Origin of the sequence: Oceanicola sp. 22II-s10i (genome assembly GCF_002210105.1) — a bacterium.
Taxonomy (GTDB): domain Bacteria; phylum Pseudomonadota; class Alphaproteobacteria; order Rhodobacterales; family Rhodobacteraceae; genus Pseudooceanicola.
Genome location: NZ_AQQU01000001.1, coordinates 452,194 through 468,848 on the forward strand (window position 1 = coordinate 452,194; position 16,655 = coordinate 468,848).

Sequence of the window (16,655 nt, forward strand, 5' to 3'; positions counted from 1 at the left end):
CCTTGGACGCGAAGACGGAAGAGCGGATCGCGCTGATCCGCGCGCACCTGCCGCTGGCCCCCGTGCCGGGGGTCGAGGGGCTGGTCCATCACGCCGCGCGTCCCGAAGCGCGGGTGTCGCGCCTCGCGGAGAAACTGGGCACCACGGCAGAGGACCTCGCCCCGTTCTGGGCCTGGCTCTGGCCCGGCGGCGCGGGGCTGATCCGTTATGTCTCCGAACATCCCGAGGCGGTGCGCGATCGCGTGGTGCTGGACCTTGGCGCCGGGTCCGGCCTGCTGGCGTTCGTGGCCCGCAGGCAGGGCGCGCGGGCAGCGATCTGCGTCGATCCCGACCCGATGGCGCAGGCGGCCTGCGTCGCGAATGCCGTGGCGAACGGCGTGACGGTCGACACGCTCGCCACGGTCGCGCCCGAGGCGCTGCCCGAGGCGGACATCGTGCTGGCGGGTGACGTGTTCTACGACCCCGAGGTCGCCGAGGTCGCGACGGCGGTCCTGAACGCTTACCTGTCGCGTGGGGTGCCGGTGCTGGTCGGGGACATCGGGCGGCACTGCCTTCCGAAAACCGGCTTGACCGAACTGGCCCGATACGAGGTACGGGATGTCGGCGACGCGCCCTCGCAGCCGCCGTGGACCGTCCGCGTCATGGAATGGGGCGGCGCGGGCTGAGGCGCCGCCCTGCCCGTCATTTCTTCTTCATCGCATCCAGCAGCGCCGCGCCGAACGCGCCCGGCTGATCGGTCCTGCCACCCTTCGGACCGGCCGAGGTCTTGGGCTTGCCCTGATGGCGCGGCCCGCCGCCGCCCCGTGCCGGCTTGTCGCGATGATTGTCGCGGGCGTTCCGGTCTTCCTTGGCCGACGCGCCGCCGTCCTTCTTCATCGACAGGCCGATCCGCTTGCGGGCGACGTCCACCTCGGTCACGCGCACCTGCACGACATCGCCGGCCTTCACCACCTCGTGCGGGTCCTTCACGAACCGATCCGACAGCTGGCTGACATGCACCAGACCGTCTTGATGCACGCCGATGTCCACGAAGGCACCGAAGGCCGCGACGTTGGTCACCGTCCCCTCAAGCCGCATGCCGGGCTTGAGATCCTTGATGTCGTCCACGCCCTCGGCAAAGGTCGCCGTCTTGAAGGTCGGGCGCGGGTCACGGCCCGGTTTCTCAAGCTCCGCCAGGATGTCCCGCACGGTCGGCAGGCCAAAGCGCTCGTCGGCGAACTGGTCGGCGTTCAGGCCCTTGAGCACCTTCGGCTCCGACTGGATCGCCCGCAGGTCGCGCCCGCAGGCGGCGACGATGCGGCGGGCGAGGTCGTAGGCCTCGGGGTGGACCGAGGAAGCGTCCAGCGGCTCCGACCCGTCCCGGATGCGCAGGAAGCCCGCACATTGCTCGAACGCGCGCGGCCCGAGGCGGGCGACCTTGAGCAGGTCCTTTCGCGAGGCGAAGGCGCCGTTTTCGTCCCGGTGCACCACGATCGCCTCGGCCAGACCGGGCCCGAGGCCCGAGACATGCGCCAGCAGCGGGGCCGAGGCGGTGTTGAGGTCGACGCCGACCGCGTTCACCGCATCCTCGACCACGGCCTCCAGCGATTTCGCCAGCCGCGTCTGGTCCACGTCGTGCTGGTACTGGCCGACACCGATGCTCTTCGGTTCGATCTTGACCAGCTCCGCCAGCGGGTCCTGCAGCCGCCGCGCGATGGAGACCGCGCCGCGCAGGCTGACGTCGAGGCCGGGAAACTCCTTGGCCGCCAGTTCCGAAGCGGAATAGACCGAGGCCCCCGCCTCGCTGACGATGACCTTGGTGGGCTTCTGGACGCCCGACGGCAGCAGCGCCAGCGTGTCGGCCACCAGTTTTTCCGTCTCGCGCGAGGCGGTGCCGTTGCCGATGGCGATCAGCTCGATCCCGTGTTTCGCGATCAGCGACATGATCGCCGCCTGCGCGCCCCGCAGGTCGTTCTTGGGCTGGAACGGATAGAGCGTTTCCGTCGCCACCAGCTTGCCCGTCGCATCGACCACGGCGGCCTTCACGCCGGTGCGGATGCCGGGATCGAGGCCCAGCGTCGGGCGCGACCCGGCGGGGGCGGCCAGCAGCAGGTCCTTGAGGTTGCGGGCGAAGACCGCGATGGCTTCCTCCTGCGCGCGGGCGCGCAGGTCGCCCATCAGGTCCAGCATCATCGACGAGGCGAGCTTGACCCGCCAGGTCCAGCCCGCCACCCCGCGCAGCCAGCGGTCGCCCGGCCCCTCGCCCCGGATCGACAGGCGCGCGGCGACCATGTCCTCGCAGCGCGGCTGGCCGGTTTCGGCATCGGGGCCGATGTCCAGGTGGATGACGCCTTCTTTCCACGCCCGCATCATGGCCAGCGCCCGGTGCGAGGGGGCGGTGGCCCATTTCTCGGAATGGTCGAAGTAGTCGGAGAATTTCGCGCCCTTCTCCTCCTGCCCCGGCACCAGCTTGGCGGTGATGATCGCCTCGCGCTGGAGAAAGCCGCGCAGGTCGCCCAGCAGACCGGCGTTCTCGGCCAGTTCCTCGGTGATGATGTCGCGCGCGCCGTTCAGGGCGTCCTTGACCGTCGGCACCGCCTCGGTCACGAAGCTTGCCGCCAGCGCCTCGGGGTCGGCGTTTCGGTCGGTAAAGATCGCGTCGCGCAGCGGCTCCAGCCCGTTTTCCCGCGCGATCATCGCCTTGGTGCGGCGTTTCGGCTTGTAGGGCAGGTAGATGTCCTCGAGCTCGGCCTTGGTCCCCGCGCCCGCGATGGCGCGCGCGAGGTCATCGGTCAGCTTGTCCTGCTCGGTGATCGACTTGAGGATCGCGTCGCGCCGGTCGTCCAGTTCGCGCAGGTAGCCCAGCCGGTCGGCGAGGGTGCGAAGCTGGGTGTCGTCCAGCCCGCCGGTGACCTCCTTGCGGTAACGCGCCACGAAGGGGACCGTGGCGCCTTCGTCCAGCAGCCGGACGGCGGCGGCGACCTGCGTGGCGGCGGCCCCGATCTCGGTCCCGATGGTCTGGTTGATGCGGCTGGCGCGGTCCATGTGAGGCCCTCTGTTCGGTGTTCGGAGGACCTTCATAGACGGCGGGCGACGGTCGGAAAAGGGTGGAAGCGCCGGGGTGGCGACGGCCTGCCGGGTGGATTGTCCGGTTTCCGTGATGGTGCGTAGGAACGCTGATCAGATGTCCCGCCCGGTGTTCACGCCGGGCAGCGCCGCCCCGCCCCCCAGGGCGGCGCTATTGCGCCACCCTCGGGTCGGTCGCTGCCCTCAGCGCGGACCTCTCGGATTGTATGGGTGTGGCTGCAGCGGGCGCTCAGCCAAAACATCGTCGCGCCGGACGGAGAGCGCAGAGGGGGGCTCTGCCCCCTCGCCCCCCGGAGTTTATCCGGCCAGATGAAGCAGGTGGACCGGCGCTAGCTGCGGTAGCGGAAGCTGCCCGAGGCGGTGGCGCCGAGGGTGCCCAGTTCGTCGGTCACCTTCGCCTCGCAGAAGTAGTTGCGGCGGCCCCCGCCGACCTTCCAGCCCTCGGCGATCAGGGTCTTGCCCTCGAGCCGGCCGATGAAGTTGGTGGTCAGCGACAGGGTCATCCCGAACTTCCGCGTCTCCGGATCGCCGGTGTAGCAGCCGCAGTAGCCCATCACGCTGTCGCACATCAGGGCGTAGACGCCGCCATGCAGGATGCCGTAGCGGTTGGTCAGGAACTCGGCCATCGGCAGTTCCATGCGGGCATAGTCCTCGCGCCAGTCCACCATGTAGAATCCCAGGTGGCGCTGAAATGGGTAGGGGTCCTCGACCAAGCGCGGGTCGAGCTCGATGTCCTTCATTGTCGTCCTTCCGTCAGACCGTCTTGGCCGCCGCCAGACCCGCCTCGGCAAAGCGCGGCACGCCTTCGGCGGCCGTCTTGGCGCGTTGCGGGTTCGAGGCGGTGCCGTCGATCAGCCGCTTCTTGATGCCCTGCAGGATGCCCGCCATGCGGAAGCAGGTGAAGGCGAGGTAGAAGCCGAACTGCGGAATCTCGGGAATACCGGCGTATTTGCAGTAGGTGGCGATGAATTCCTCATCTTCCATCACGTTGGTTTCCTTGCGGTTCACGCCCGCAAGGCCCCGGCTGGTCGGCGGCATGCCCCACTGCATGACCACGGCGGCCACGTCGGCATAGGGATGGCCGGTGGTCGACAGCTCCCAGTCCAGCACCGCGACGCAGCGCGGGTCGGTCTTGTGGAACAGCATGTTGTCGATCCGGTAGTCGCCATGCGCCAGCGTGCGCAGGCCGTCCTCGGCCGGGATGTTGGCGGCGAGCCATGTCATCAGCTCTTCCATCGCGGGCTGATGGTCGGTCTCGGAGGCGCGGTACTGCTTGGTCCAGCGGCCGATCTGGCGTTCGTAATAGTTCCCCGCCGGGCCGTAATCGGACAGGCCGACGGCGTCGACATCGACCGCGTGGATGCAGGCCAGAACCCGCGCCATCTCCTCGTTGATCAGCCTGCGCTGCTCGCGCGGGACGTCGGGCATGTCGGGGGCCTGGATGTTACGGCCCTCGACCGCCTCCATGATGTAGAACATCGAGCCGAGGACATCGTCGTCCTCGCAGAGGGTGTACATCTTGGCGACCGGCACCTCGGTGTCCCAGAGCGCCGACTGCACCCGGAATTCGCGGTCGACCGCGTGGGCCGATTTCAGCAGCTGCCCCGGCGGCTTGCGGCGCAGGACGTACTGGCCCGAGGGGCTGGTCAGCTTGAAGGTCGGGTTCGACTGGCCGTTGTCGAACTTCTGCGCGGTGAGCGGGCCCTGGAAGCCGGGAATGGTCCTGGCCATGTAGGCCTCGACCGCCGCGGTATCCAGCTTGGTGGGATCTGAATTGGCCATCCTCTCCTCCCTCAGGAATAGGTCAGCATCTCGGCTTCGTTCGAAGCGTCGATATGGGGGGTTTCGTTGAACCCGTGCAGGTACGAGTTGTTCGCCGAATAGACTATCCGGTTCACCGCGCAGTTCTTCATCTGAAGCTGCAATTTCACCTGCGTGAGCGGCGGCGCGTCCAGAAGGCGGGCGATCATCTGGCCGATGGCCCCGCCGGAGGACACGGCCAGCACCGTCTGCACACCCTCGCGCATGCACAGGCGGCGCGCATCCTCGACCCGGTCGCGGAACGCGCCGTAGGTTTCGTAGGGATCGGGGATCTCGTCCCGGTGCCATTCCTGCACGACGTCGCGCAGGGTGCGGAAATAGGTGCGGCGGTCGATCGGCGTCTTGGGGACCAGCCCTGCCGCCTTCAGCTTGGCGGCGTTGAGCGCACCGAAATCGTATTCGTTGAGGCCCGCATGGACCTCGGGGGTGACGCCTTCGACGCCCATGCCCTGCATGATGCCGGCCATCGTCTCGCGGTGGCGGCGCATGTCGCCCATGATCCACGCGTCGGGCGTCACGCCCTGCGAAGCCAGCGCGCGGCCGACGGCCTCGGCCTGCTTGTGTCCGGTGGGAGAGAGGACGTCGTAGTCGTCGGCGCCGAAGGACGCCTGTCCGTGACGGACGATATAGAGGGTCGCCATGGTCTTCCTTCATCAAGACCCCGCCGCGCGGGGTGGCGCGGCGGGGGCAGTCGTTCAACCGGGGATCACAGGACCTCGAACAGGCCCGCAGCACCCATGCCGCCGCCGACGCACATGGTGCAGACGACGTATTTCGCGCCACGGCGCTTGCCCTCGATCAGCGCGTGGCCGACCATCCGGGCCCCGGACATGCCGTAGGGGTGGCCGATCGAGATCGCGCCGCCGTTCACGTTCAGCTTGTCCATCGGGATGCCGATGACCTTGGCCGACTGCAGAACCTGGCAGGCGAAGGCCTCGTTCAGTTCCCACAGGTCGATGTCGTCGACCTTGAGCCCGTGCTTGGACAGCAGCTTCGGCACGGCGTAGATCGGGCCGATGCCCATCTCGTCCGGGTCGAGGCCCGAGGCCATCATGCCGACGTAGCGGCCGAGCGGCTGCAGGCCGCGCTTCTCGGCTTCCTTGGCTTCCATCACGACGGCGGCGGATGCGCCGTCCGACAGCTGGGATGCGTTGCCGGCGGTGATGAACTTGCCTTCCTTCACGACCTGCCCGTCCTTGAAGACCGGCTGCAGCTTGGCCAGATCCTCGGCGCTGGTGCCGGGGCGGTTGCCCTCGTCCTTTTCCAGCGTGACCTTCTTCATCGAGACTTCCTTGGTCTCCTTGTCGACCACGGCCATGGTGCTTTCGAACGGCACGATCTCGTCGTCGAACTTGCCGGCCTGCTGCGCGGCGGCGGTGCGGGCCTGCGACTGCGCGGAATACTCGTCCTGCTCGTCACGGGACACGCCATAGCGGTCCGCCACGATCTCGGCGGTTTCCAGCATCGACATGTAGAGCGACGGCAGATGCTCCACCAGCCACGGGTCGGTGCGGCGGTCGGTGCGCATGTTCTGGTTCTGGACGAGGCTGATCGACTCCACCCCGCCGCCGACGGCGATGTCCATGCCGTCGTACAGAACCTGCTTGGCCGCCGTGGCGATGGCCATCATGCCGGACGCGCACTGGCGGTCCATCGACATGCCGGACACCGAGGTCGGCAGACCGGCCCGCATTGCCGCCTGACGGCCGATGTTGCCGCCGGTGGAGCCCTGCTGGAGCGCCGCGCCGATGATGCAATCCTCGACCTCGCCGCCTTCCAGGCCGGCGCGGGCGACGGCGTTCTTCACGGCATGGCCGATCAGTTCCTGCGCCTGTGTGTTGTTGAACGCACCGCGAAAGGCCTTGCCGATCGGGGTCCGTGCCGTTGAAACGATAACTGCGTCACGCATTGTGGGTCTCCTCTCCTATTCCTTGCTTTCCAGCTTGATGCCGCGCTTTTCGGCGGCCATCCGCGCGTATTTCCGGGTCTGGGCGAAGGCGCCCGGCATGACCTCCTGTCCGGCTTCGCTGCGGATGTCGTCCATCCGGGCGGCGATGCTGTCGGGGTCGAGTTCGTCATCGCCGAAGGCCACGCCCTGCGTCTCGTAGATCCGCGTCTCGGCAAAGCAGCCGCCGCCCGCGCCGAGGATCATCCGCGTCGGCGCGTCCTCGTGCAGCAGCGTCAGCAGGCCGGGGGTGATCGTCTGGGGGCCGAGCAGGTCCATGATCTGGTCGGGCAGCAGGCCCTCGGTCATCCGGGTCGCCGCCGTGGGGGCGAGGATGTTGGCCTTGATGTTGTACTTCTGGCCTTCCTGAACCAGCACGTTCATCAAGCCGACCAGCGCCGCCTTGGCGGCACCGTAGTTCGACTGGCCGAAGTTGCCGTACAGGCCCGAGGCCGAGGTGGTGTAGACGATCCGCCCGTATTCGTTCTGGCGGAAATGCTCCCACAGGGCCTTGGTCGGCACGACGGAGCCCATCAGGTGGACGTCCAGCACCTTGCGGAAATCGTCCAGCTCCATCTTGATGAAGGTCTTGTCGCGCAGGATGCCCGCGTTGCAGACGAGGATGTCGACCTTGCCCCACTTGGCGATGGCCTGATCGACCATGTCCTGCACCTGCGCCGGATCGGTGACGTTCGCGCCATGCGCCATCGCCTCGCCGCCCATCTCCTCGATCTCGCGCACGACCGACAGGGCGGCCTCGCTGGACTGGCCGGTGCCGTCCGTCGAGACGCCCAGATCGTTGACCACGACCTTGGCGCCCCGCTCGGCCAGCCCGAGCGCATGGGACCGTCCGAGGCCGATCCCGGCCCCGGTCACGATGGCGACACGTCCGTCGAACCTGATCGTCATTGCGCGGCCTCCGCGAAATAGCGGCGGCCCAGCCATTCGGCGACCAGCGCGGGCTTCGTCGCGCCCTCGATCTCGACGGTGACGCCCATGGTCGTCTGGATTTCGTTCGGGCCCTTGTCCTCGACCGCGAGGATCGTGAACACGGCGCGCACCTTGGCGCCTTCCTTCACCGGAGACACGAAGCGCACCTTGTCGAAACCGTAGTTCACGCCCATCACGACGCCGTCCACCTTGGGGCCGCCGTCGTAGACCATCGCGCTCAGCATCGACAAAGTCAGGAAGCCGTGCGCGATGGTGGTCCCGAAGGGCGTGGCCTTGGCCTTTTCCGGATCGACGTGGATGAACTGCCAGTCCTCGGTGACATCCGCGAATTGGTCGATCCGGCTCTGGTCGATCAGGAACCACCTGGAGGTCCCGACCTCCTTGCCGATCATGCCCTTCAGGTCTTCTCTGTTCATCAGTCGTCGTCCACCACGGTTGTTGCCTTGACTTGATCGTAGGGCACGGGGATGCCCGCGTTCGCGCCGCCCGCGATCGGGATCGTGTGCCCGGTCACATAGGCGCCCGCGCGCGAGGCAAAGTAAAGCACCGCGCCCTGGATGTCCTCCGGCGTGCCGACCCGGCCAAGCGGCAGGTTCTTGCCCGCGCGCTGCTTCTGTTCCTCGGTCCCGATGGCGAAGGCCATCATCTTGGACATGAACGGCCCCGGCGCGATGGCGTTGACCGTGATGTGCTCGGGCGCCAGACGGCCCGCCAGCGACTCGGTCATGAAATGCACCGCCGCCTTGGAGACGGAGTAGCTGAACGCCTGCCCGCCGCGCGGCTGCCAGCCGCCGATCGACCCGGTGTTGATGACCCGCGCCGGATCCTCGGCCGTGCCCGCCGCGCGCAGCAGCGGCAGCAGCTTCTGGGTCAGGTGGAACATGCCGGTGACGTTCACGTCCATCACCCGGCTCCAGCCCTCCCACGGGAATTCCTCCAGCGGCGCGCCCCAGGTCTTGCCGGCGTTGTTCATCAGGATGTGCAGCTTGTCGGTGCGCTTCTTGACCTCTTCGACCAGCGCCTCGACGCCTTCCATGCTGCCGACGTCACCGGCAAAGCCCTCGGCCTTGCCGCGCAGGCCCAGCTTGTTCAGCTGTTCCGCCGCGCCTTCGCAGCTCTTGGCCTTGCGCGAGGCGATCATCACGTCGCAGCCCGCGCCCATCAGGCCCTCGGCGGCCATGTAGCCGATGCCGGTCGCTGCGCCGGTGATCAGGGCCTTCTTGCCGGTCAGGTCGAACAGTTTGTCAGGGGTCATTCCTCGGATTCTCCTCCCGTGCGGGTCCTCCTCAGAACCCGCGTGCGCGGGCGACCCGCGCGGCATGATACCCGTAGTCGCCCAGCCATTCGGCGCCCACGCGGGCGCGTTTCATGAAGAAGCCCATGTCGAACTCGTCGGTCATGCCGATCCCGCCGTGCATCTGCACACCCTCGCTGACCGCCAGCTTCGCGGTCTTGGTGGCGCGGGCCTTGGCGACCGACACGGCGAGGTCCGACTCGTCGGGCGTCTCGTCGAGGACCCTACCGGCATTGGCGATGGCAGAGGCAGTCACTTCGATCTCGCTCCACATATGTGCCGCGCGATGCTGGAGCGCCTGGAACGTGCCGATGATGACGCCGAACTGCTTGCGTTCCTTGAGGTATCCGGCGGTCATCGCGAAGGCCCCGGCGCTGAGGCCGGTCAATTCCGCAGACAGGGCCGCCTGCCCCGCATTCAGCGCGCGCGCCACGGCAGCCATGCCGCCGTCGACCTCGCCCACGACGTCGTCGCCGGTGGCGTCCACGCCGTCAAAGTCGATCTGTGCGAAGTCGCGGCTGTCCACCATGTCCTTGCGGTCGCGGCTGATCCCGGCGCGGCCGGCGTCGAGGTCGAACAGCGTCAGCCCCTCGGCCTCGCCCGCGCTGCCGCCCGTGCGTGCCAGCACAAGAACACGGTCGGCGGACGATCCGTCGGCCACGAAGACCTTGCGGCCCGACAGCTTGAAGGCGTTGCCGCTGCGCGAGGCGGTCATGGCAGTCCGGGCGGGACCGAACTTGGCCCCCTCGTCGATGGCCAGCGCATAGAGGGTGGAGCCGTCGGCGATCCCCGACAGCCGGTCCGAGGCCGCGTTCCGCAGCGCCGTCGCCGCGATCACGGCGGACGAGATGAAGGGCGAGGCGACCAGCGTCTGGCCCATTTCACCGGCAAGGATCCCCGCCGCGCGGTGGCCCATGTCGGACCCGCCCGCCTCTTCCGAGACCAGCACCCCGGCCCAGCCCATCTGGGCCATTTCCTTCCACAGCCCGGTGTCGAAGGGCCGGCCCGCATCGCGGTTCTCGCGCAGGTTCTTCACCGGCGCGGCGTCGTCCAGAAACCCCCGCGCGCTGTCGCGCAGCATGGTTTCGTCTTCGGTCAGCATCAGCGTCGTCATGTCAGGCCCTCACTTACTCGGCAGTTCGAGAACACGTTTCGAAATGATGTCCAGCATCACCTCGCTCGTGCCGCCCTCGATCGAGTTGGCCTTGGTGCGCAGCCATTCCGGCGACAGCGTGCCGTAGGGCCCGTCCCATTCCGCGCCGAACGCGCCGGTGGCCGACATCAGCATTTCGTACCGCCGCTTGTTCAGCTCGGTCCCGTAATACTTCAGCATGGCGCTGGCATTGCCGACGCCGCCCGCCTTGGCCATGTCGCGGTAGCGTTCGATCGTCATGCCCATGGCAAGGCTGTCGACCTCCAGCTCCATCGCCTCGGTGCGGATGACCGGATCGTCCATCACGGCCTCGTCCAGCGAACCGAGGAACTGCCCCAGCGACCGACCGCCCAGCACGCCGCCGATGCTGCCGGAGCCGCCGCCACCGCCGATCATCGTGCGTTCGTGGGTCAGCAGGTGCTTGGCCACGTCCCAGCCACGGTTCACCTCGCCCACGACCGACGACAGGCCCTCGCCATAGCTCTTGGGGACCTTCACATTTTCAAAGAAGGTCTCGCAGAACGGCGACCGGCCCGAGATCAGCTTGATCGGCTTGGTCGACACGCCTTCGGAGGTCATGTCGATCAGCATGAAACTGATGCCCTTGTGCTTGGGCGCCTCGCGGTCGGTGCGGACCAGCGCGAAAATCCAGTCGGCGTGGTTGGCGTAGGAGGTCCAGATCTTGGAGCCGTTCACCAGCCAGTGGTCGCCCTTGTCCTCGGCCTTGGTCTGCACGCCGGCCAGATCCGACCCCGCGCCCGGCTCGGAGTAGCCCTGGCACCAGCGGATTTCGCCGCGGGTGATCTGCGGCAGGAAGTGTTTCTTCTGATCCTCGGTCCCGAAGGCCAGCAGCGCCGGCCCGAGCATCCACAGCCCGAACGACTCGAGAGGCGAGGGCGCCTTGGCCTTCGCCATCTCCTCGCGGAAGATCTTCTCCTGCTCGCGCGACAGCCCGGCGCCGCCATAGGCCTCGGGCCATCGGGGCGCGGTCAGGCCGACAGATGCGGCGGCATTCATCCAGTCGCGCTGTGCGTCCGAGGAAAACTCGAACCGCTTTCCACCCCAGCAGATCTCGCGCTGGTCGGCGGGCATTTCACGAAGAAATGCAGGACAGTTTTCGGAAATGAAGTTAGAAACTTCGGTACGGAAGATGTCCGGATTCTCGTTGAAACGCGACATGCAGCTCCTCCCCAGCCAACGTCACTTCTGCAGTGCAGAATATAATTTTGCTAGTTTACTTGACATCGGGGCTAGCAGGTCTTTTCATCCCCGGCAAGGAAAGCCTGCTCAGGTTCTGGGTTTTCCGATACGGGAGGAAATAAATGAAAAACTTCAAGCGTGCCGTTCTCGCGGCATCCGTTTCCGTTGTCGCTATGGCATCCGCCGCAGCGGCCGACGTCAAGGTTGCATTCATCGACCCGCTGTCCGGACCGTTCGGTCCGTCGGGCGATGCAGCCTTCACATCCTACAAGCTGGCGTTCGAGCATCTGAACGCAAATGGCGGCCTGAACGGGGAGCAGGTCGAACTCACGGGCTACGACAACAAGGTCAGCCCCAAGGAATCGCTGGTCCAGCTTCAGAAGGCCATCGACTCCGGCGCGAAATACATCTTCCAGGGCAACGGCTCGTCCGTGGCCGCCGCGATCATCGACGCGGTGAACAAGCACAACGCCCGGAACCCCGGTGACGAGGTGCTGTTCCTGAACTACGCGGCCGTCACGCCCGCCTTCACCAACGAAGCCTGCTCGTTCTGGCACTTCCGCTTCGACGCGCATGCCGACATGAAGATGAACGCGATCACCGACTGGATCGGGACCCGCGATGACATCAAGAAGGTATACCTGATCGGTCAGGACTATATCTTCGGCGAAGCCGTGGCCGCGGCCGCGTCCTCGCAGCTGGCGGAGAAGACCCCGAACGTCGAAATCGTCGGCAACGAACTGCACCCGCTGGGCAAGGTGAAGGACTTCACCCCCTACATCCAGAAGATCCAGTCCTCTGGCGCGGATGCGGTCATCACCGGCAACTGGGGTCAGGACATGACCCTGCTGGTCAAGGCGGCGGCCGACTCCGGCCTCAAGATCCCGTTCCTGACCTTCTACGGCGGCTCGCTCGGCGCGGTTGCCGCGCTCGGCGAAGGCTCGATCGACACCCTCTACCAGGTGTCCGAAGGCATCACCAACATCGACGCCGGCGAAGAGCAGAACAAGCTGATCGAGGAATACAAGGAACGCTTCCCCGATTACGACTACTACTACCACCGTGCCTTCGTGGCCGTGGACATGCTGGCGGCAGCGGCTGAAAAGGCCGGGTCGACCGACGTGATCCCCGTCGCCAAGGCTCTGGAAGGCCTGACCGTCGAAGGCGCATACGGTCCCGTGACCATGCGTGCCGAAGACCATCAGGCACAGCAGAACCTCTACATCTCCACCGTGTCGAACGACGTCAAATACGGCGTCGACAACATCGAACTCGGCTGGAAGCTGGTGGACAACGGCACCATCGAGGCCGCATCGGCCGAAGAGCCGACCACCTGCAAGATGGAACGCCCGGAGTAAGTCCGGCGTCCTGACAGGGCTCTGACAGGGGCGTCACGTTCAGACCGGGCGTGGCGCCCCGATTGCTCGGGGCATAGGGGATTTGCAGACGGCCTTCGGGGCCGACGGGGAAGATCATGGAAACGATCGTATTCTCCCTGCTGAACGGCACGATCTACGGGCTATTGCTCTTCATGCTGTCCAGCGGGCTGACGCTCATCTTCTCGATGATGGGCGTTCTCAACTTCGCACATGCGAGCTTCTACATGCTCGGTGCGTATTTCGCCTATACCATCATGGGCGTCACCAATTTCTGGCTCGCGCTGTTCCTCGCGCCGATCCTTGCCGGCGTCATCGGCATGGGTGTCGAGAAATGGGGCCTGCGCAAGGTCCACGCGAATGGCCACGTCGCGGAACTGCTGTTCACCTTCGGGCTGGCCTACCTGATCGACGAGATCGTCAAGATCATCTGGGGCCGCGTCTCGGTGAACTACCAGGTGCCGGACTCGCTGAACTTCACGCTGTTCACGATCTACGGCTCTGACTACCCGGCCTACCGGATCTTCATCCTGTTCGTCGCGATCTTCATGCTCGTGTCGCTGTGGTATCTGCTCAAGAAGACCCGCGTCGGCCTGATCATCCAGGCGGCGCTGAGCCATCCCCACATGGTCGGCCACCTCGGCCATAACGTGCCGCTGGTGTTCATGGGCGTTTTCGGCGCGGGCTGCGCGCTGGCGGGCCTCGCCGGGGTGATCGGCGGCAACTACTTCATCACCGACCCCGCTATGGCGGTCCAGATGGGACCGATCGTCTTCGTGGTGGTCGTCGTCGGCGGCCTCGGCTCGCTCGAAGGGGCCTTCATCGCGGCGATGCTGATCGGCCTGCTGCAGACCTCGGCCGTTTCGGTCAATGCGAGCTTCGCGGACATCTTCGGTTTCCTCGGCCTCTCAGCCACCTCCGAAGTCGGCTCGATCACGATCTCCTCGCTCGCGCCGATGCTGCCGTTCCTGCTGCTGGTGCTGATCCTGATCGTGAAGCCCACCGGCCTGATGGGGGACCGTGAAGTATGACCGACATGACCATGCAATCCACGGCCCTCGGGCCGACCTCGGCGGAGAAGTTCCGCCAGCGGGTCCTGCCCTTCGTGTTGTTCGGGCTCGTCCTCGCGATCATCCCGTTCTTCGGGCCGTCGCGGACGACGATGACCCTGCTGAACCACATCGGGATCAACATCGTCTTCGCGCTGGCCTACAACATGCTGCTCGGCCGTGCGGGGCTGCTGTCCTTCGGCCACGCGGTCTACCTCGGCCTCGCCGGCTACTTCTGCGTCCATATCCTGAACTGGATCGACGCGGCGGATGGCGGGTTCTGGGGCAACCTGCCCGTGTTCTCGCTGCCGATCTGGGGCTTCGCCATGGGCGCGCTGGCCGGTGCGGTCATCGGCTGGCCGTCGTGCCGCCGCGCGGGCACGGCCTTTGCCATGATCTCGCTGGGCGTGGCGGAACTGATGGCGGCCGCCGCCTTCATGTTCGACTCGCTCTTCGGGGGCGAGATGGGCATCTCGGGCGACCGCATGTCAGGGCCGGAGTTCCTGGGCATGAGCCTCGGGCCGCTCGACGAAGTCTACTGGTTCGTCGCCTTCTGGACCTTCGTCGGCGTCGTCGCGATGTTCATGTTCACGCGCACCCCGCTGGGCAAACTGTCCGAAGCGACGCGCGACAACCCGGAACGAGTCCAGTTCATCGGCTATGACCCGACCCGCGTCCGCTACCTCGTCTTCATCTTCTCGGCGGCCTTCGCGGGCATGGCGGGCGGCATGGCGGCGGTGCAGGACGAGATCTTCACCCCGGAATCCATGTCGCTGATCCCCTCGGGCGCGATCCTGATCGCGGCCTACGTGGGTGGCATCCGCTATTTCAGCGGGCCGATCATGGGGGCGATCCTGATGACCTGGATGAGCTCGAACCTGTCGGACTACACCGTCGGCTGGCTGCTCTACCTCGGCCTGATGTTCATCACCGTGGTGATGTTCGTCCCGGACGGGATCGCGGGCCTCGTCTTCGGCTTCTGGAACGGCATACGGTCGCCGAACCGGAGCCATCTGATGGCGAAGTGGGCGCAGCAGGCCGTCGGCGTGGCGCTGATGATCGTGTCGATCATCGTCATCGTCGAAGTCGCCTTCCGCTGGTCCGAAGGCTACGGCGAGGTGTTCGAGCCATGGGGCATGGAACTGCCGCATGACGGTGTGATCACATGGCTGCTGGCCATCGTGCCGCTGGCCCTCGGCGTGGCGCTGCTGCGCCGCGTCGCCCGCAAATCCGAGGAGGTCTGAGCCATGACAACACCCGCGCTCAAACTCACCAACGTCCACAAGAGCTTTGGCCCCGCCAAGATCATCCAGGGCGTCAACCTCGAGATCGCCAAGGGCGAACGCCACGCGATCATCGGCCCTAACGGCGCCGGCAAGTCGACGCTCTTCAACCTCGTGTCGGGGCTCTACACCCTGTCCGAGGGGCAGGTGGAACTGAACGGCGCCGTCATTTCAGGCAAGAAGCCGTTCGAGATCAACCGGATGGGCCTGTCACGGTCGTTCCAGGTCTCGAACATCTTCTCGAACATGTCGGTCCGGGAAAACGTCCGCTGCGGCGTGCTCTGGTCGCTGGGCTACGGCTATTCGTTCCTGCGCAATGTCGGCAACCTGAAGGAGGTGCAGGAAAAGACCGCGCACATCCTGAACGAGGTCGGCCTCTTGGACAAAGCCAACCTGCCCGCCGCGCTTCTGCCCTATGCCGACCAGCGCACGCTGGAAATCGCGATCACCATCGCGGGCGGGGCCGAGGTCATCATGCTGGACGAACCGACCGCCGGCATGTCGCATTCGGAAACCGACCGCGCCGTGGCGCTGATCGAGAAGGCGACCAAGGGCAAGACGCTGCTGATCGTGGAGCACGACATGGGCGTCGTCTTCGGCCTCGCCGACCGCATCTCGGTGCTGGTTTACGGCGAGATCATCGCGACCGGCAAACCGGAGGAGATACGGGGCGATCCCAAGGTGCGCGAGGCCTATCTGGGCGAGGAAGCCGACGAGATCGAAGGAGCATCCGCATGACCGATTTCCACGTCGACACGGCCCACAAGCCGGACGTCACCCCGCCCCCGGCGGGCGAGCCGATGCTGGCCGTCACCGATCTGCACGCCTATTACGGCAAGTCCCACGTCCTGCACGGGGTCAACATGCAGATCATGCCGGGCGAGGTCATCGCCCTGCTGGGCCGCAACGGGGTGGGCCGTTCCACCACCGCCAAGGCGATCATGGGCGAGGTGCCCCCGGTCGGCTCCGTCCGGTTCAAGGGGCAGGAGATCGGCGGCATGCCGAACCACAAGATCGCCCGCCTCGGCCTTGGCTACGTGCCGGAAAGCCGGGACATCTTTCCGACCATGACGGTCAGGCAGAACCTGATGCTGGGCATCAAGGACCTGCGCAATCCGGGCAAGTACACGGTCGACCAGATGCTCGACATGTTCCCAAACCTGCGTTCGCGGGCGGACAACATGGCGGGCGTCCTTTCGGGCGGTGAAAAGCAGATGCTGACCATGTGCCGGACCCTGATGGGCGATCCGGAACTGATCATCATCGACGAACCGACCGAGGGCCTCGCGCCCAAGATCGTGCAGCAGGTCGGCGAGATGATCGCCGAGATCGCCAAGTCCGGCGTGTCGATCCTGTTGGTCGAACAGAAGCTGTCGATCGCGCTCAAGATCGCGGACCGGGTCTATGTCATGGGCCATGGCGAGATCGTCTATTCGGGCACACCCGAGGAGTTCAAGACGCGCGAGGATGTCCGCAAGGAATGGCTCGAGGTATAAGGCGCGCAACCCGCGACCTGC

16 protein-coding genes are annotated in these 16,655 nt (G+C 66.3%); 6 read left to right on the forward strand and 10 right to left on the reverse strand.

The window, feature by feature from the left end:
- The first annotated feature begins 2 nt into the window (after nt 1–2).
- Complete coding sequence (locus ATO6_RS02355) at nt 3–665, forward strand: methyltransferase (RefSeq protein WP_088622328.1); 663 nt, start codon at nt 3–5, stop codon at nt 663–665.
- A 16-nt stretch (nt 666–681) separates the two neighbouring features.
- Here the strand turns inward: ATO6_RS02355 and ATO6_RS02360 are convergent, their stop codons facing one another.
- The 10 genes from ATO6_RS02360 to ATO6_RS02405 all read right to left on the reverse strand — a co-directional run bounded on the left by ATO6_RS02360 (nt 682) and on the right by ATO6_RS02405 (nt 11,409).
- On the reverse strand, nt 682–3,024 hold the full coding sequence (locus tag ATO6_RS02360; RefSeq protein WP_088622329.1) for a Tex family protein: 2,343 nt from the start codon (nt 3,022–3,024) through the stop codon (nt 682–684).
- A 371-nt stretch (nt 3,025–3,395) separates the two neighbouring features.
- Nucleotides 3,396–3,806, reverse strand: coding sequence for a PaaI family thioesterase (locus ATO6_RS02365; protein WP_088622330.1), 411 nt, complete (start codon nt 3,804–3,806; stop codon nt 3,396–3,398).
- Between the two features lie 13 nt (nt 3,807–3,819).
- Nucleotides 3,820–4,848 carry a phosphotransferase gene (locus tag ATO6_RS02370; RefSeq protein ID WP_088622331.1) on the reverse strand — a complete coding sequence of 343 codons (1,029 nt, stop codon included), beginning with the start codon at nt 4,846–4,848 and terminating at the stop codon, nt 3,820–3,822.
- 11 nt (nt 4,849–4,859) lie between these two features.
- Complete coding sequence (locus tag ATO6_RS02375; RefSeq protein WP_088622332.1) at nt 4,860–5,528, reverse strand: histidine phosphatase family protein; 669 nt, start codon at nt 5,526–5,528, stop codon at nt 4,860–4,862.
- A gap of 65 nt (nt 5,529–5,593) precedes the next feature.
- Nucleotides 5,594–6,796 carry an acetyl-CoA C-acyltransferase gene (locus ATO6_RS02380; protein ID WP_088622333.1) on the reverse strand — a complete coding sequence of 401 codons (1,203 nt, stop codon included), beginning with the start codon at nt 6,794–6,796 and terminating at the stop codon, nt 5,594–5,596.
- A 15-nt stretch (nt 6,797–6,811) separates the two neighbouring features.
- Nucleotides 6,812–7,741 carry an SDR family NAD(P)-dependent oxidoreductase gene (locus ATO6_RS02385; protein WP_088622334.1) on the reverse strand — a complete coding sequence of 310 codons (930 nt, stop codon included), beginning with the start codon at nt 7,739–7,741 and terminating at the stop codon, nt 6,812–6,814.
- Nucleotides 7,738–8,199 (reverse strand): MaoC family dehydratase, encoded by a 462-nt coding sequence (locus ATO6_RS02390; protein WP_088622335.1) that lies wholly within the window; start codon nt 8,197–8,199, stop codon nt 7,738–7,740. Before ATO6_RS02390 ends, ATO6_RS02385 begins: the two co-directional genes overlap by 4 nt.
- The gene (locus tag ATO6_RS02395) at nt 8,199–9,038 is read right to left on the reverse strand and encodes an SDR family oxidoreductase (protein WP_088622336.1); all 840 of its coding nucleotides are present in this window, start codon (nt 9,036–9,038) and stop codon (nt 8,199–8,201) included. The genes ATO6_RS02390 and ATO6_RS02395 overlap by 1 nt, the downstream gene beginning before the upstream one ends.
- Before the next feature lie 31 nt (nt 9,039–9,069).
- Entirely contained in the window at nt 9,070–10,191 is a 1,122-nt protein-coding gene (locus tag ATO6_RS02400) for an acyl-CoA dehydrogenase family protein (protein WP_088622337.1), read from the reverse strand.
- A 9-nt stretch (nt 10,192–10,200) separates the two neighbouring features.
- The gene (locus ATO6_RS02405) at nt 10,201–11,409 is read right to left on the reverse strand and encodes an acyl-CoA dehydrogenase family protein (protein WP_088622338.1); all 1,209 of its coding nucleotides are present in this window, start codon (nt 11,407–11,409) and stop codon (nt 10,201–10,203) included.
- A 143-nt stretch (nt 11,410–11,552) separates the two neighbouring features.
- Between ATO6_RS02405 and ATO6_RS02410 the strand changes: the two genes are divergently transcribed.
- The 5 genes from ATO6_RS02410 (at nt 11,553) to ATO6_RS02430 (ending at nt 16,634) form a co-directional block, all read left to right on the forward strand.
- Nucleotides 11,553–12,788 (forward strand): branched-chain amino acid ABC transporter substrate-binding protein, encoded by a 1,236-nt coding sequence (locus ATO6_RS02410; RefSeq protein ID WP_088622339.1) that lies wholly within the window; start codon nt 11,553–11,555, stop codon nt 12,786–12,788.
- Nucleotides 12,789–12,904: 116 nt separating this feature from the next.
- A complete protein-coding gene (locus tag ATO6_RS02415) occupies nt 12,905–13,837 on the forward strand; it encodes a branched-chain amino acid ABC transporter permease (RefSeq protein WP_088622340.1) in 933 nt (310 codons plus the stop codon).
- On the forward strand, nt 13,834–15,099 hold the full coding sequence (locus ATO6_RS02420) for a branched-chain amino acid ABC transporter permease (RefSeq protein WP_088622341.1): 1,266 nt from the start codon (nt 13,834–13,836) through the stop codon (nt 15,097–15,099). Before ATO6_RS02415 ends, ATO6_RS02420 begins: the two co-directional genes overlap by 4 nt.
- A gap of 3 nt (nt 15,100–15,102) precedes the next feature.
- The gene (locus ATO6_RS02425) at nt 15,103–15,876 is read left to right on the forward strand and encodes an ABC transporter ATP-binding protein (RefSeq protein ID WP_088622342.1); all 774 of its coding nucleotides are present in this window, start codon (nt 15,103–15,105) and stop codon (nt 15,874–15,876) included.
- Entirely contained in the window at nt 15,873–16,634 is a 762-nt protein-coding gene (locus tag ATO6_RS02430; RefSeq protein ID WP_254919048.1) for an ABC transporter ATP-binding protein, read from the forward strand. The genes ATO6_RS02425 and ATO6_RS02430 overlap by 4 nt, the downstream gene beginning before the upstream one ends.
- Nucleotides 16,635–16,655 lie beyond the last annotated feature (21 nt).

Coding starts and splice junctions, on each gene's coding strand:
- ATO6_RS02375 (WP_088622332.1), bottom strand. CDS start 5,528: ATGGCGACCCTCTATATCGTCCGTCACGGACAGGCGTCCTTCGGCGCC.
- ATO6_RS02405 (WP_088622338.1), bottom strand. CDS start 11,409: ATGTCGCGTTTCAACGAGAATCCGGACATCTTCCGTACCGAAGTTTCT.
- ATO6_RS02415 (WP_088622340.1), top strand. CDS start 12,905: ATGGAAACGATCGTATTCTCCCTGCTGAACGGCACGATCTACGGGCTA.
- ATO6_RS02410 (WP_088622339.1), top strand. CDS start 11,553: ATGAAAAACTTCAAGCGTGCCGTTCTCGCGGCATCCGTTTCCGTTGTC.
- ATO6_RS02365 (WP_088622330.1), bottom strand. CDS start 3,806: ATGAAGGACATCGAGCTCGACCCGCGCTTGGTCGAGGACCCCTACCCA.
- ATO6_RS02380 (WP_088622333.1), bottom strand. CDS start 6,796: ATGCGTGACGCAGTTATCGTTTCAACGGCACGGACCCCGATCGGCAAG.
- ATO6_RS02420 (WP_088622341.1), top strand. CDS start 13,834: ATGACCGACATGACCATGCAATCCACGGCCCTCGGGCCGACCTCGGCG.
- ATO6_RS02360 (WP_088622329.1), bottom strand. CDS start 3,024: ATGGACCGCGCCAGCCGCATCAACCAGACCATCGGGACCGAGATCGGG.
- ATO6_RS02400 (WP_088622337.1), bottom strand. CDS start 10,191: ATGACGACGCTGATGCTGACCGAAGACGAAACCATGCTGCGCGACAGC.
- ATO6_RS02395 (WP_088622336.1), bottom strand. CDS start 9,038: ATGACCCCTGACAAACTGTTCGACCTGACCGGCAAGAAGGCCCTGATC.
- ATO6_RS02390 (WP_088622335.1), bottom strand. CDS start 8,199: ATGAACAGAGAAGACCTGAAGGGCATGATCGGCAAGGAGGTCGGGACC.
- ATO6_RS02385 (WP_088622334.1), bottom strand. CDS start 7,741: ATGACGATCAGGTTCGACGGACGTGTCGCCATCGTGACCGGGGCCGGG.
- ATO6_RS02425 (WP_088622342.1), top strand. CDS start 15,103: ATGACAACACCCGCGCTCAAACTCACCAACGTCCACAAGAGCTTTGGC.
- ATO6_RS02430 (WP_254919048.1), top strand. CDS start 15,873: ATGACCGATTTCCACGTCGACACGGCCCACAAGCCGGACGTCACCCCG.
- ATO6_RS02370 (WP_088622331.1), bottom strand. CDS start 4,848: ATGGCCAATTCAGATCCCACCAAGCTGGATACCGCGGCGGTCGAGGCC.